Origin of the sequence: Nostoc sp., from assembly GCF_036917435.1 — a bacterium.
In the GTDB taxonomy this organism is placed as follows: Bacteria; Cyanobacteriota; Cyanobacteriia; order Cyanobacteriales; family Nostocaceae; genus Nostoc.
The window spans coordinates 102702-115934 of the sequence record NZ_JBALDM010000045.1 but is presented as its reverse complement, the minus strand read 5'-3'; the positions used below and the strand labels follow the sequence as shown (position 1 = coordinate 115934).

General features: G+C 40.0%; 14 protein-coding genes. 9 read left to right on the top strand and 5 right to left on the bottom strand.

Translation table 11 applies throughout. From position 1 onward, the window contains the following. Window positions 1–69: 69 nt before the first annotated feature. The 3 genes from V7K98_RS22185 to V7K98_RS22175 all read right to left on the bottom strand — a co-directional run bounded on the left by V7K98_RS22185 (window position 70) and on the right by V7K98_RS22175 (window position 2693). Window positions 70–1032 carry a hydrogenase small subunit gene (locus V7K98_RS22185; protein ID WP_335025733.1) on the bottom strand — a complete coding sequence of 321 codons (963 nt, stop codon included), beginning with the start codon at window positions 1030–1032 and terminating at the stop codon, window positions 70–72. Between the two features lie 446 nt (window positions 1033–1478). Then, window positions 1479–1712, bottom strand: a complete 234-nt coding sequence (locus V7K98_RS22180) for a hypothetical protein (protein WP_335025730.1) — start codon at window positions 1710–1712, stop codon at window positions 1479–1481. Between the two features lie 93 nt (window positions 1713–1805). Then, complete coding sequence (locus tag V7K98_RS22175; protein WP_335025728.1) at window positions 1806–2693, bottom strand: Rpn family recombination-promoting nuclease/putative transposase; 888 nt, start codon at window positions 2691–2693, stop codon at window positions 1806–1808. A gap of 422 nt (window positions 2694–3115) precedes the next feature. On the opposite strand from V7K98_RS22175, the gene V7K98_RS22170 reads away from it, so the two are divergent. From V7K98_RS22170 to V7K98_RS22155, 4 genes are read left to right on the top strand one after another with little or no spacing between them, the layout of a single operon-like run. After that, on the top strand, window positions 3116–4087 hold the full coding sequence (locus tag V7K98_RS22170) for a hypothetical protein (protein WP_335026065.1): 972 nt from the start codon (window positions 3116–3118) through the stop codon (window positions 4085–4087). Between the two features lie 27 nt (window positions 4088–4114). Next, window positions 4115–4381, top strand: coding sequence for a hypothetical protein (locus V7K98_RS22165; protein ID WP_335025726.1), 267 nt, complete (start codon window positions 4115–4117; stop codon window positions 4379–4381). A gap of 8 nt (window positions 4382–4389) precedes the next feature. After that, window positions 4390–4614 (top strand): hypothetical protein, encoded by a 225-nt coding sequence (locus V7K98_RS22160; RefSeq protein WP_334854964.1) that lies wholly within the window; start codon window positions 4390–4392, stop codon window positions 4612–4614. Between the two features lie 35 nt (window positions 4615–4649). Then, window positions 4650–5495: a NifU family protein gene (locus V7K98_RS22155; RefSeq protein ID WP_335025723.1), complete on the top strand. Its 846-nt coding sequence runs from the start codon at window positions 4650–4652 to the stop codon at window positions 5493–5495. Between the two features lie 80 nt (window positions 5496–5575). Here V7K98_RS22155 and V7K98_RS22150 read toward each other — a convergent pair whose 3' ends face one another. Both V7K98_RS22150 and V7K98_RS22145 read right to left on the bottom strand, forming a co-directional pair. Next, the gene (locus V7K98_RS22150; protein ID WP_265270184.1) at window positions 5576–5887 is read right to left on the bottom strand and encodes a helix-turn-helix domain-containing protein; all 312 of its coding nucleotides are present in this window, start codon (window positions 5885–5887) and stop codon (window positions 5576–5578) included. Beyond that, complete coding sequence (locus tag V7K98_RS22145) at window positions 5874–6272, bottom strand: type II toxin-antitoxin system RelE/ParE family toxin (RefSeq protein ID WP_335025720.1); 399 nt, start codon at window positions 6270–6272, stop codon at window positions 5874–5876. Before V7K98_RS22145 ends, V7K98_RS22150 begins: the two co-directional genes overlap by 14 nt. A 432-nt stretch (window positions 6273–6704) precedes the next feature. Here V7K98_RS22145 and V7K98_RS22140 point away from each other — a divergent pair, with 432 nt between their 5' ends. The 5 genes from V7K98_RS22140 (at window position 6705) to hypE (ending at window position 13218) form a co-directional block, all read left to right on the top strand. After that, complete coding sequence (locus V7K98_RS22140; RefSeq protein ID WP_335025718.1) at window positions 6705–7919, top strand: hypothetical protein; 1215 nt, start codon at window positions 6705–6707, stop codon at window positions 7917–7919. A gap of 133 nt (window positions 7920–8052) precedes the next feature. Continuing rightward, on the top strand, window positions 8053–10452 hold the full coding sequence (gene hypF / locus V7K98_RS22135; RefSeq protein WP_335025716.1) for a carbamoyltransferase HypF: 2400 nt from the start codon (window positions 8053–8055) through the stop codon (window positions 10450–10452). A 77-nt stretch (window positions 10453–10529) separates the two neighbouring features. Continuing rightward, window positions 10530–10790 (top strand): HypC/HybG/HupF family hydrogenase formation chaperone, encoded by a 261-nt coding sequence (locus V7K98_RS22130; RefSeq protein WP_335025714.1) that lies wholly within the window; start codon window positions 10530–10532, stop codon window positions 10788–10790. A gap of 84 nt (window positions 10791–10874) precedes the next feature. Then, complete coding sequence (gene hypD / locus V7K98_RS22125) at window positions 10875–12053, top strand: hydrogenase formation protein HypD (RefSeq protein WP_335025711.1); 1179 nt, start codon at window positions 10875–10877, stop codon at window positions 12051–12053. Window positions 12054–12114: 61 nt separating this feature from the next. After that, window positions 12115–13218 (top strand): hydrogenase expression/formation protein HypE, encoded by a 1104-nt coding sequence (gene hypE / locus V7K98_RS22120; protein ID WP_335025709.1) that lies wholly within the window; start codon window positions 12115–12117, stop codon window positions 13216–13218. Window positions 13219–13233 lie beyond the last annotated feature (15 nt).

Here is a 13233-nt window from a genome sequence, read left to right as displayed (position 1 = left end):
TTAAGGGGATTAGGGAGTAGGGAATGAGGAGGATGAGGAAGAAATAACCAATGCCCCATGCCCAATTCCCTAAACTGTAAAAAAGTCTTCTTCTGCCCAAGGTGGTGCTGCGTCTTTGGCGACCATTGTGAGTAAAGCGTAGTCTTTTTTGTTCACCCCTGGCGGTAATTCTTTGGGAACTCCCATTACTGTTTGGGTTTTGAATACAGTTCCTGGTTTGAGGTCAAAGAAGGGAAATTCTGGTTCTGTGCAACCTAAACAAGGCATTCCCGCGCGAGTTTTGGATGAAACGCGGTTCCATAATATGCGGTTGCAGGAAGAATGAGTCATGGGGCCGCGACAACCCAAGTCATAAAATAAGCAGCCTTTACGCTGACCAAATTCGGCAGTTGATGCTTTGTAGGCAAAGTGGACGTTGCGGGTACAACCTGTTTGGGTATAGGTGTTGAAGAAAGTTTGGGGACGATTTAGTTCATCGAAAGCAATGTCTGCTATGCGTCCAGTAGCGATCGCAACTAATATCTGCGTAATCCAATCGGGATGGGCGGGACATCCGGGTATATTAATTACAGGTAATCCGGCTTGAGATACGAAATCTTTCCCTAAAAAACCGCCTTCTTGACGCTTGAGAAATTGCAAACCCTCTGATTCGCTGGGGTTGGGTGACATAGCGGGGATTCCTCCCCAGGTGGCACAGTCTCCCACTGCGACGATAAATTTAGCAACTTTGGCAAGGTCTGCTAACCAATCTTTCATGGCGCGATCGGCAAACCGATTCCATTCGCCAGTGCCGTTGGGGGCGTTAACAACACTGCCTTCAAATACCAAGATATCTAAGGGAATTGTGCCAGAAATGCAATCCCGCAGCAGTGTTTGTAAGTTGTTGCCTAGTTCCACTCCCAAGGAAGGATGCCAAAGTAAATTGATACCAAAGTCGGCAATTAAATCGCAGACTGTCGGTTCTTCAGCGTTGAGGAATGACATGGTGTTGCCTGAACAAGCACCACCTTGTAGCCATAGTACGTTAGTCATCGGCTAGGTGTTTTTGTATTGTTTCCCATGCATGATATAGGTGATAATGCTTGCAAAGTTTCACCTGTTTATCAATATTTGTTTTTCAATAGTAAGATATTTTTTTCTTTAATTCACTTTCATTAAAAAAGAATTAATCATTAACAATAAATTAAATACTCTCAAGATTATTTTAAAGAACTATGTCTGTTATATATGTGACACATTCAATAAATACAAAATAGTAAAAATAAACACTGCCTCTTGTTTTTAAATGTTGACGTTAAACAAACTCAATATGCTTAATTAATCGTTGTCAAAAAAAACTATGTAATTATTAATAATTAATGTCAACTGTTAATTTGCATAAGGTGATGAGTATTTTAAGTCATCAGATTTTCATGTAATAACTGAGCAAAATATAGGGGCACAAAGTTTTGTGCCCCATCAGCTATATATCAGTTGTTTTAGGATTTTGGTTGTGCAGCTTGTCTAACAACTTGTTCGTCGAAGCCTAACGCTTGAGCTATCTGCTCAATACTGAAACCAAACGCTAATAAGTGCGGTATGACTTCTAACTTAGCTTCTTGCTTCCCTTCTTTTTTAGCTTCTTCAAAAACTTCTTGCTTACCTTGTTTTTTACCTTCTTCAAAAACATCTTGGAAAAATCTAGTTTGCCTCAAGTCATTTAATTCAAACATTTTTCCTATCTCCTCCTGGCTCAATCGCGGCAACTTGTAGATTAATATCGTCTCTATTAAACGCACAGTTAATCCTTCGCGCACCCTATTGTTTTAGGATTTTGGTTGTATCGCTTGCCTAACAGCTTGTTCGTCTAAACCTAATGCTTGAGCTATCTGCTCAATACTTAAACCCAATCCTAATAATCGAGGTATAGTTTGTAACTTAGTTTCTTGTATACCTTCTTGTTTCCCTTCTTGCCTACCTTCTTGTTTTCCTTCTTGCCTACCTTCTTGTTTCCCTTCTTGCCTACCTTCTTGTATACCTTCTTGTTTCCCTTCTTCTTTACCTTCTGCAAAAACATCTTGGTAAAATCTAGTTTGCTTTAACTCGTTTGATCCAAACATTTTTCCTATCTCCTCCTGGCTCAATCGTGGCAACTTGTAGATTAATATCGTCTCTATTAATTGTATAATTTCCCTAATAGTAGTGACATCTGAAATTTGCTCTCTGGCACTGTTGACTATTTCTAGAGCTTTTGCTGTCGCAGTTGATTCGGGTTCAACGATGAGTTTAACTGTCTCGATGCCAATTGATGATGCTTCAATTGAGCTTAATTCGTCGAGATAGACGCGAGTTACTCGTTGTGAGTTGAGTAATTCTGTATATCTTTCGGTATCTCCAGTATCAACGCTGCGGTTGGGGAAGATGACAACACCCCGCCAATTGTTGGTTAATTCGGTTTTGTCGAGATAGTTAAAAATTTCGGTAAATAAACGCGAGTAGAATTTTTTATCTGGCTGAAATTGCACTTCGGCAAAATAAATCGGCAAGTCTGACGTATTTGGGAGAAAGACACCATCGATTCTAAATGCCAGTTGTTTAACTTCTACTGAAGAAAATTGGTAAGCACTAGCTAGTTCGAGCGGTTGATTAATCAGCTCAAAGAAAGTGCTAGGGATACTCTGAAAGATCCGATAGAAGATGCTGTCTGTTTTCAAAGGAGCTTATTTTACAGTTGACGAATATATTTTACACAACGACTAACCTGTGGCGACTATTTTGAGTATACTAAATATTATGTATGTCAGCAATTCAATAAAAAATATTTAAATTGTATACGACGATGATACAAAAAGTATTTAAAAAATATTAGGTGTTTAAAGCTGACATTAATATTAGCAATTTCCCCCTAGAGTTTTAGAAGTAGGGTGTTTTATAGTATTTTATTGAGTATAGGGCATTGAGCATTGGGGATGAAGTTTCTTTCCTATTCCCTAGTTCTTAATCTTTAGCCCTAGTCTCAGACAAAAGGGGAATTCCGCCTAAAGGACTCGAAGCCTGCGTAAATCAGTATAGCCCGTGATGAAATGCGTCATGGGTGTTGGACTCAATTCCCAATTGGCTAGAGTACGGCAGAGTTATGAACCCCAGCATTACAGATTCAGCAGTGAAGGCTGCCGTAGCAGCTGTTGCTTCAGAGTCAGCTTCAGCAGAAGAAAAAATCCAAATGCTGATTGAGATAGCACAGGGTTTTCAAAAAAAGCCCAAAGCTGCACAAGACTTGCGGAATGCAGTTGGTTTATATTACCGGGCTTATGAAATGTGTGGTGAGGAGTATCCCCTACTAAAAGCCAGGGCTAAAGTGGGCATGGCGGGGACATTACAGGCAATACCGGATGCTGATTACCAACTGTTGATGCAAGCGAAAGTCGGTTATGAAGAGGCGTTACCGATTCTACAACAATTAGCTGCGCCAGAGGAAGTGGCGGAGACACAGATGAATTTTGGGCTGGTGTTGCAGTCGCTAGTGCCGTTCAATTTGGCGCGGATAACCGACAGCATCCAGGCTTATCATGAGGCTTTGCGGGTGTTTACTTGGGAGGATTATCCCCAAGAATACGCTATTTTGTATAACAATATTGCGATCGCATATCTTTCCATGCCCCTAGCATCAGAACGGGAATATTTGCGTCAAGGGTTGGCTGTGCAATCATTTGAGGTAGCACTAAAGCATATTACTCTGATCGATCATCCTAGAGAATATGCGATGTTGCAAAACAACTTAGGTAATGCTTTGCAATACCTAGTGAGTTCCCATCCTGTGGAGAATAACTTACGTGCGATCGCAGCTTATGACGAAGCGTTAAAAGTGCGTAATCCTAAAGATACACCTTTAGAGTACGCTAACACAATTTCAAACAAAGCCAACGCTCTATTTAACTTACCAGACGACCACGAAAAACCAGAATCTGGTAATCCCCAAAATCTTTTGCAAGCGCGTATCTACTATCAAGATGCTTTAGAAATATTTACGGAACACCAACAAATTGCACAAGCAGAGGTAGTAGTCCAAGCATTACAAGATGTAGAAATAGAGTTAAACAATTCATAGTTCATAATTTGTAGCGGACAAAACAGCATGAGAGATATTTCTACTTACCCAAATGTGATAAATTTTCTCACTAGTTTAGCAGATGGCGATCTTAATATAGCAACAGAATTCGTCTGGTTAATCATAGCAACAGCCTTGTCTATGGTCGGCGGTGCAATTGGTGGAATGCTGTTAGCTGGTAAAGATATAGGCTATCAGCTTTCAGCAATGCTTGGTGCATTATTTGCCCCTGCGGGTGTAATTCCTGCCATCCTTTTAGGGCTGGCTGCCTTAAGTTTCTTAACAAATTATTAGGAGAAAATATGTTAGAGATAGGATGGTTTTCTGCTAAGTTATTTTTCAAAGGAAAGCTACTACGCGACCCAGTGTATTTTGTCAAGCAAACTACTATTGGTATTGCTGTAGGTTTTTTACTGCTAGTGTTACTCGCACAAGCACCAATTCCCTTCTACCTACCAATAATATTATCTAGCTTCGTGACAGGCATGATTATGCCGTTCCTCTTCAAGGATTTTAAAACGAAGTAATTTTTTATTTGTAAATAATCAATGCCCAATGCCCAATGCCGAACCTTGAAGAATTAGTTCAGGAAATTAATCGTTTTGAGGCAATTATATCCGAGTGGGATGAAAGCCAACGGTGTGTAGCAGTTGGTTTAAAAAGAGCAATTGAAGCTTTGCATAAAGCTGCATTGACTAACTTGATTAAAAGCCTGAAAGAAGAATCAATGCCAGCTTTGCGCCATGCTGTTGCAGATGAAGTAGTGTATGCAGTGCTACTGTATCACGAACTAGTCAAACCACCAAAAGCACCATTAGCACAACGCATTCAGACAGCCCTTGAAGAAGTTCGCCCAGGTTTAAAAAGCCATAATGGTGATGTAGAATTAGTGGCAATTAAGCCACCAGATACAGTAGAAGTTAGATTAATTGGAACTTGCAGCAGTTGTCCGACTTCTACTTTAACTTTATCTGAGGGAGTAGAACAAGCAATAAAAAACCATTGCCCCGAAATTACTAAAGTAGTGGCAGTCAATAACAGTTCTACTGTGAACAAAGCTAATTCTAGTTTAATCAGTCCATTCTCTGCAAAAATAACTTGTACTTGGATGAAAGTAGCAACCCTCGATGAAGTTCCTGAATTTAGTGTAGTGGCAGTACAACTTGCTGGTACTTCACTAATTTTACATCGTCAAGGTACTACAGTAAAATGCTACCGTAATGGTTGCGCTCATTTAGGATCTCCCTTAGAAAATGGTAAGGTTGAAAATGGTATTATTACCTGTCCTTCCCACGCATTTCAGTACAAATTAGAGACAGGTGAATGTTTAACTGCGCCTGATATTTCGCTTCAGTCGTATCCAGTCCAGATTAAAGACGATAAGGTTTTTGTGAAACTGCAAAAATGATGATGCGAAGGGAACATTTCAGCAAATATACTTGGCGATTAGTCAATCACGACTAATTTGCTTTCGGCTGCTGAAACACCCTATGCGCTTTGCTCATGTTCCATCGGAGCTAGTTGAATCACTACCCGTTGATTGAGAGCGTGAGCGATTTTTTGTAGCATTGAAAGGGAGTGTCCCTCATAGTCGGCATCTTCAAGCCGTGCAATCACAGGTTGTTTTGTGCCAACAAGTTCAGCAAGCTGTTTCTGTGTTAACCCCGCTTTTGTTCTAGCTTCATAAATCAACTGTGCCACTTCTGCATTGATTGAGGCTAACTCCACCAATGCCTCAAGCTCATGGTCGCTGCTAGTCATTTTGTCAATGATTTTTATCGCATCGCTAGTCTTGGGCATTCTCTTGTTCCTCTAGGTAGGTGTGAACTTCTGGGTTTTCTTCAAATAAAAGCTTTCGTGCGATCGCTCGTTGAATATCAATTTGTGGTACAACTGACCCTTCTTTTGTAATGGCGTGAGCGAGAATCGCTACGTTTTGCCCATGAAAGAAGTACAAAATTCGGTACTGGACATGAATATGCTTTGCCCGAAGCTCATATATCCCGTCGCGCAAGTAATCAGCCGCCGGACGACGGAGTTCGTATCCTGATACCGCAAGTTGTTTGATTCGAGCAACACAGTTTGCATAACCTTTGCGGTCTTCTTTCAAAAGTCGCGTCAGCCATTCAAGGACGGGAACTTCCCTGTCTTCTTCCTGGTAGAAAACAACACGGGTTTCAGGCACAGCATACCCTCTAAATATATCAATATTGTTATATTACGGCAACAGAGGAAACGAGACGCACGTTACTGGTTGACGTTTCTCCTTAAATTGAAAAATCTAACTTTGTTACAAAAATGCCAACTATTAGAGTTACAGATGACGAAATTTTAGTTGCAGTTTACACTAAATATATTCGACTATGGGACTATTATTTGATTTTTGAAATCTTACGTAGGGTGCGTTACGACGTTCCGTCTAACACACCCTACAAATACTTATATTTTTTCAAAAATCAAATATGATTCCTATAGGTTTTTTTAAAATTGATTAATATCGAAGTTGATTAAAGATTTTAACTTAATCTGAAAAAAATATAATGCAAAACCGTTACTGTTGTTACACGCTAATCAACATTAATGTTTTTAAATAATTATCAGCGTCTATTTGCGGTTCATGGATATCCCAATCATAATTAATCCCATATCACAATTACCGCTAGAAGCAACAGAAATTTCTCAAGATTTACCTTTATCACCTCAAGGTGCAGAGGTAATTTTAGGTAACATTATTGAACCAGAACAATTAGTCATACCAGTAGTACCGAATGCTACAAATATGTTTGGGCCTCGTGGTGCTTGTTTATTATCAGAAACTGGCCCATTATGGGTATCAGATACCGGACATCATCGATTATTAGGATGGCAGAATTTACCCACAAGAGATAGTCAACCGGCTGATTGGGTAATTGGACAACCTGATTTTTATCATGAAGGACAAAATGCTAAAAATACACCGGGAAGCGCAACCTTAAGTGTCCCAACAGGGATTTGTGCTTGCGGCGAAGGGTTAGCTGTAGCAGATGCTTGGAATCATCGGGTTTTGATTTGGAAAAACTTACCAGAAGATAACAATGTTCCAGCAGATTTTGTATTAGGGCAAGTTAATTTTACCGATAATGAACCAAATCGAGGAAATCAACAAGCATCTGCTAATACAATGCACTGGCCTTATGGTGTTTACTATCATCAAGGAAGGCTATTTATTGCTGACACTGGTAATCGAAGACTATTAATTTGGCATCAATTACCAACAGAAAATGGTCAACCTGCTGATTTAGTTTTGGGACAACCAGATATGATATCTCGCAACGAAAATGGTGGTGGTTCTGCAACCGCAGCCAGTATGCGATGGTGTCATGACATCACCTTTTGGGGAGAAGATTTGGTTGTCAGCGATGCAGGTAATCACCGGATAATGATTTGGCAGGGAATACCAACAGAAAATAATACCCCTTGTGCGGTGGTTTTAGGACAAAAAAGCTTTGATTTTGTGGAAATGAATCAAGGAGTTTATTATCCTAGCGCTAGTAGTTTGAGTATGCCTTATGGTGTAGCGGTGGCTGGAGATTGGTTAGTAGTTGCAGATACTGCTAATTCTCGTTTATTAGGATGGAGAAAGCCAGAATCAATTTTATCACTACAAGGTGTAATGGCAGATGGGTTGGCAGGACAAATAAATTTTCAAAGTAAAGGTGAAAATAGGAATTTCGGACTGCCTAAACGAGATAGTTTAAATTGGTGTTACGGGATAAAAATTTGTGGCAATACGGCGATAATAGCTGATTCTGGAAATAACCGAATATTGCTGTGGCAGTTTGATAATTTGTAATACCAAATTTTATGAAAAACGAACCGCAAAGAACGCAAAGGACACGAAGTAAAGAAAAAAGCCAAGGAAATTTGGCGCAGCCTCACAAAGAAATTATATAAGGTAATTTGTAATTTTTGAAAGTCAAATTTATATGGCGACTGAAGAAATTAGAGTTCGCGGTACTGTTCAGGGGGTAGGATTTCGCCCTACTGTATATCGTCTGGCTAAAGCCTGTGGTTTGCATGGAGATGTTTGTAATGATGGTGAAGGTGTATTAATTCGGGTATCTGGTAATGAGGAAGCATTAACAGAATTTGTTGCAAGATTGCAAACAGAATGTCCGCCATTGGCAAAAATTAATCAACTAACTAGAACACCTTACAAAGGTAAATTTAACTTTAATAATTTTGTGATTTCTAGTAGCGTCAATAGTGCAATTAAAACAGAAATTACCCCTGATTCAGCCACTTGTCCGCAATGTCAACAAGAAATATTTGACCCCTTTAGCCGCTTTTTTCGCTACCCCTTTACTAACTGCACTCATTGCGGCCCTCGCCTGAGTATTATTCGTACCATTCCTTATGACAGATGCAATACCAGTATGTCTGCGTTTGCTATATGTCCCGAATGTGCAAAGGAATACAAGGATGTTGAAAATCGTCGTTTTCACGCCCAACCTGTAGCTTGCCATGTTTGCGGCCCCACAGCTTGGTTAGAACGCGCTGATGGTAAATCGGTTACTGCTTCCATGTTTTCCATGCTGGATGATGTGGATGCCGTTTGTACTCTGTTGCAAAAAGGTGAGATTGTCGCAATTAAAGGGTTAGGTGGTATTCATCTGGCTTGCGATGCAACTCAAGAAACTGCTGTACAAAAACTGCGTCAGCGTAAAAAGCGCTATCACAAACCATTTGCTTTAATGGCGCGAGATATTGAGATAATTGAACAGTATTGTACTGTCAACGCCAAAGAAAAAGAATTATTGGTAAGTTCTGCTGCACCAATTGTTTTACTACAGATAAAAGGGAGAGAGAAAGATGGGGAAAATATATTTCCAGACACGATTAATCGCGTCTCTAGTCTTCATATTGCACCATCAGTAACATCGGGGCAAAATACTCTTGGCTTCATGCTACCTTATACGCCCTTACATCATTTAATTCTGCGGCGGATGAATCGCCCAATTGTTTTAACAAGTGGTAATCTTGCTGATGAAGCACAATGTATTGATAATGACGAAGGAAGAGAAAAGTTAGGGACAATCGCTGATTATTTTCTCTTTCACAATCGAGAGATTATTAATCGGGTAGATGATTCAGTGGTGAGAGTTATCGGGGATAAAATCCAAACAATTCGCCGTGCCAGAGGATATGCACCAGCACCGATTATTTTACCACCAGGATTTGACAATGTACCGCAAATTTTAGCAATGGGTAGTGAGTTAAAAAATACCTTTTGCTTATTGCGTGAAGGAGAAGCAATTCTTTCTCAACATCTGGGGGATTTAGAAAATGCTGCGGCTTTCAATGCTTATCAAAACACTTTAAATTTATACTTGAATTTATTTGAACATAAACCAGAAATAATCGCCATTGATAAACATCCTGAATATCTCTCAAGCAAACTTGGTAAAAAAATAGCGGATACAAATCAAATTCCAATTCATCAAATCCAACATCATCATGCCCATATTGCTGCTTGTATGGCAGAAAATGGGATTCCTTTAGATTCACCTCCAGTATTAGGTATTGCTTTAGATGGTTTAGGTTACGGTAATGATGGTATACTCTGGGGCGGGGAGTTTATTTTAGCAGATTATCGGAAATTTCAGCGACTAGCAACATTTAAACCAGTACCAATGATTGGTGGTGAACAAGCAATTTATCAGCCTTGGCGTAATACCTATGCCCAGTTAATAGCCGCTAATCTTTGGGATGATTGCCAAGAACAGTTTGCTGATTTAGAAATCGTAAAATTTCTGAATAAAAAACCACTAAAATTACTCAATCAACTTATGGAGAAAAAAATTAACTCTCCTCCAGCTTCTTCAGTGGGGCGGTTGTTCGATGCAGTGGCGGCGGCTATCGGTATTTATAGAGAAGAATGTAGCTATGAAGGACAAGCTGCGATCGCACTTGAAGCTATAGTAGATGTTAGCAGCTTAAATAATGATAAAGAAACGCTAATATATCCTTTTAGTTTTAGCTTTTCAGATAGTATTTATTGTATAGACCCGCGCCCAATGTGGCAAGCCTTGCTCAATGACCTAAAGCAGCAGATTCCCCAACCAGTTATAGCTGCCAAATTTCACAAAGGTTTAGCTAACGCGATTGTAGAAATGGTTAAATATCTTTGTCAAGAAAATCTGATTAATCAGGTAGCCCTAACAGGAGGAGTCTTTCAAAATTGTATATTGTTGCAGCAAGTTGCCAAACGATTACAACCATTAGGAATAAAAGTACTCACTCATAGCTTAGTTCCAGCTAATGACGGCGGGTTATCTTTAGGACAAGCAGTTATTGCAGCCGCACAATTAATAAAAGAGTGTTGATATTTGACAACCTTCCTCTCATAAATAATTCTCTCTGCGTTCTCTGCGCCTCTGCGGTTCGTTTATCTTAAAAAAAAATGTGTTTAGGAATCCCCGGACAAATTATCGAAATTACCAACGTTAACCATAAATTAGCCCTAGTTAACATTGGTGGTGTTAAGCGCGAAGTAAATATTGCTTGCATCGTTGATGAACAACATCCCCCCGAAGCTTGTATTGGCGATTGGGTATTAGTCCATGTTGGCTTTGCCATGAATCGAATTAACGAACAAGAAGCGGCGGAAACGTTACAACTTTTTGAAGAATTAGCAGCAGCACAAGCAGGGATTAGTACTTAACTTAACGAACCGCAGAGGCGCAGAGGGCACAGAGAGAAGAAAGAAATACCGTATTGACATAAAATTAACTATTCCCCAATCCTTATGAAATATGTTGACGAATTCCGCGAACCAGAAAAAGCTGAAGCCATCCGCCGCGAAATCGCCAAATTATGCAGCCAGCTAGAAAAACCCATCAAAATAATGGAAGTATGCGGCGGACATACCCATTCTATTTTTAAATATGGTATAGAAGAAATTCTACCCCAAACCATCGAACTGATTCATGGGCCTGGTTGTCCAGTATGTGTTATGCCAAAAGGGAGATTAGATGATGCGATCGCAATCTCTCAAAATTATAACGTCATTTTTACCACCTTTGGCGACGCAATGCGAGTTCCCGGTTCCAAAACCAATTTACTGCAAGCTAGGGCACAAGGTGCAGACATCCGTATGGTGTACTCTCCCCTAGATAGTCTGCAAATTGCCAAAGATAACCCCGACAAACAAGTAGTTTTCTTCGCATTAGGCTTTGAAACCACAGCCCCCAGCACCGCCTTCACCATTCTGCAAGCAGCAGCCGAAGGAATTCATAACTTTAGTATGTTTTCCAATCACGTCCTTGTGATTCCCGCCCTCAAAGCACTATTAGATAATCCCGATTTACAACTCGACGGATTTGTTGGGCCTGGCCATGTCAGCATGGTAATTGGCACTGACCCATACCAATTTATTTCCCAACAATATAATAAGCCGATAGTCGTCTCAGGATTTGAACCCTTAGATATTCTGCAATCCATTTGGATGCTATTGCAACAGTTAGTAGAAAATCGTTGCGAAGTTGAAAATCAATATAACCGAATTGTTGAAAAATCTGGAAATACAGTAGCCCTACAAGCCATCAATAAAGTTTTCGCCGTGCGAGATAGTTTTGATTGGCGTGGCTTAGGTGACATCCCCTATTCAGGATTAAAAATTAAACCTGAATATGCCCAATTTGATGCCGAACTTAAATTTACCATTCCTAATCTCAAAGTAGCCGACCATAAAGCTTGTAAATGTGGAGAAATTCTCAAAGGAGTCTTAAAACCTTGGGAGTGCAAAGTATTCGGTACAGCTTGCACACCAGAAACACCAATCGGTACTTGCATGGTATCTTCCGAAGGTGCTTGTGCAGCCTATTACAAATACGGACGACTCTCCACAATTGCCAAAAGAACAACCGCCCAAAAACCAAAAATAACTCAAGAACCTCTCCCCGCCTGCGGCTTCTCCTCAGACTAAGAATACTCCGCGTACCTCTGCGCTTCCCTCTGCGTTCCTTTGCGTTTAAAAAAATTTTAATATGAATATTCCCCCCCAAAACTCAATAAAAAATCCCCTATTTCAAAACATAGAAAAAGCCCGCCGTCGCCAAACTAAAGTGCAAGACACTCATATAACTCTCGCACATGGTAGCGGTGGTATAGCCATGCGCGATTTAATAGATGATATCTTTATCAGCAATTTTGATAACCCGATTCTCTCCCAATTAGAAGACCAAGCCAGCTTAAATTTAGCTAGTCTCATGCAACAAGGAGACAGACTCGCATTTACAACAGATTCTTATGTTGTAGACCCGTTATTTTTTCCTGGAAGTGACATAGGAGAATTAGCGATAAACGGTACAGTTAATGATTTAGCTGTCAGTGGTGCTAAACCTTTATATTTAACTTGTAGCGTAATTTTAGAAGAAGGATTACCTGTAGAAACCTTACGCCGTGTCGCAACCAGTATGAAAGCAGCCGCAGAAAAAGCTGGTATTCAAATTGTCACTGGTGACACAAAAGTTGTACATCGTGGTGCTGCCGATAAACTCTTTATTAATACTGCTGGTATTGGTATCATCCCACGAGGAGTTAATATTTCCGCTCACAATATAAAACCCGGAGATGCAATAATAATTAATGGTGAAATAGGTAATCATGGGACAGCAATTTTAATCGCCCGTGGCGAACTAGCCTTAGAAACTAATATCGAAAGTGACTGTCAGCCGTTGCATAGTTTAGTAGAAACTATTCTCCATGTATGTCCCCAAGTTCATGCTATGCGAGATGCCACACGTGGGGGTTTAGCTACAGTCTTAAATGAATTTGCCCTCAGTTCTAATGTGGGAATTCGTCTTTATGAAGAATCTATCCCAGTGCGCGAAGAAGTCAACGGAGTTTGCGAAATTCTCGGTTTAGACCCATTGTATTTAGCTAATGAAGGTAAGTTAGTTGTAGTGGTTCCAAAAGAGAATGCTGATAATGTTTTATCGGCTATGAAATCTCACTCAGCAGGCAAAGATGCTTGTATTATTGGCGAAGTCATTTCTTCACCTCCAGGTATTGTATTGTTAAAAACAGTTTTTGGTGCTGAAAGGATTGTGGATATGTTGGTAGGCGACCAATTGCCACGAATTTGTTAATAAGTTGTCGTGCAT

Excerpts from the sequence above, each read along its gene's own strand:
- V7K98_RS22185 (WP_335025733.1), bottom strand. The coding sequence starts at position 1,032 with ATGACTAACGTACTATGGCTACAAGGTGGTGCTTGTTCAGGCAACACC.
- V7K98_RS22180 (WP_335025730.1), bottom strand. The coding sequence starts at position 1,712 with ATGTTTGAATTAAATGACTTGAGGCAAACTAGATTTTTCCAAGATGTT.
- V7K98_RS22170 (WP_335026065.1), top strand. The coding sequence starts at position 3,116 with ATGAACCCCAGCATTACAGATTCAGCAGTGAAGGCTGCCGTAGCAGCT.
- V7K98_RS22165 (WP_335025726.1), top strand. The coding sequence starts at position 4,115 with ATGAGAGATATTTCTACTTACCCAAATGTGATAAATTTTCTCACTAGT.
- V7K98_RS22160 (WP_334854964.1), top strand. The coding sequence starts at position 4,390 with ATGTTAGAGATAGGATGGTTTTCTGCTAAGTTATTTTTCAAAGGAAAG.
- V7K98_RS22155 (WP_335025723.1), top strand. The coding sequence starts at position 4,650 with ATGCCGAACCTTGAAGAATTAGTTCAGGAAATTAATCGTTTTGAGGCA.
- V7K98_RS22150 (WP_265270184.1), bottom strand. The coding sequence starts at position 5,887 with ATGCCCAAGACTAGCGATGCGATAAAAATCATTGACAAAATGACTAGC.
- V7K98_RS22140 (WP_335025718.1), top strand. The coding sequence starts at position 6,705 with ATGGATATCCCAATCATAATTAATCCCATATCACAATTACCGCTAGAA.
- hypF (WP_335025716.1), top strand. The coding sequence starts at position 8,053 with ATGGCGACTGAAGAAATTAGAGTTCGCGGTACTGTTCAGGGGGTAGGA.
- V7K98_RS22130 (WP_335025714.1), top strand. The coding sequence starts at position 10,530 with ATGTGTTTAGGAATCCCCGGACAAATTATCGAAATTACCAACGTTAAC.
- hypD (WP_335025711.1), top strand. The coding sequence starts at position 10,875 with ATGAAATATGTTGACGAATTCCGCGAACCAGAAAAAGCTGAAGCCATC.
- hypE (WP_335025709.1), top strand. The coding sequence starts at position 12,115 with ATGAATATTCCCCCCCAAAACTCAATAAAAAATCCCCTATTTCAAAAC.